The organism is Streptomyces pseudogriseolus (assembly GCA_002154585.1).
Taxonomy (GTDB): Bacteria; Actinomycetota; Actinomycetes; order Streptomycetales; family Streptomycetaceae; genus Streptomyces; species Streptomyces pseudogriseolus.
Genome location: MUNG01000707.1, coordinates 411 through 703, shown reverse-complemented (window position 1 = coordinate 703; position 293 = coordinate 411). Strand labels below are relative to the sequence as shown.

1 pseudogene is annotated in these 293 nt (G+C 73.4%); it reads left to right on the top strand.

Features of this window, described 5'->3' with window-relative positions:
- Positions 1–32: 32 nt before the first annotated feature.
- Positions 33–293, top strand: a pseudogene (locus CCN29_RS36740) (glycine/betaine ABC transporter permease); the annotation flags it as partial.

The following is a 293-nucleotide window of genomic DNA, read 5'->3' as shown; positions in this document are numbered from 1 at the left end:
CCACCGCGCCGGGCGCCTCGGCGTGGCACGGCGTGCTCCGCAAGCCCGCCGTGCGCAAGCTCGGCGTGCTGCTCGTCCTCGCCGCCCTCCTCGTGCCGTTCGCCGCCGCGCGGTGGGGGAGTGGGGCGTGGCCCGGGGCGTTGACCGTCGACCTGTCCGAGCCGCTCGGCACCGCCAGTGACTGGATCGTCGACAACCGCGACTCCCACCCCCTGTTCCTCTACTTCCTCGGCCACGTCAGCAACGTCGTCGTCATCGCCGTACGCGCCGTCTATCTCGCCCTCCTCGCCGTC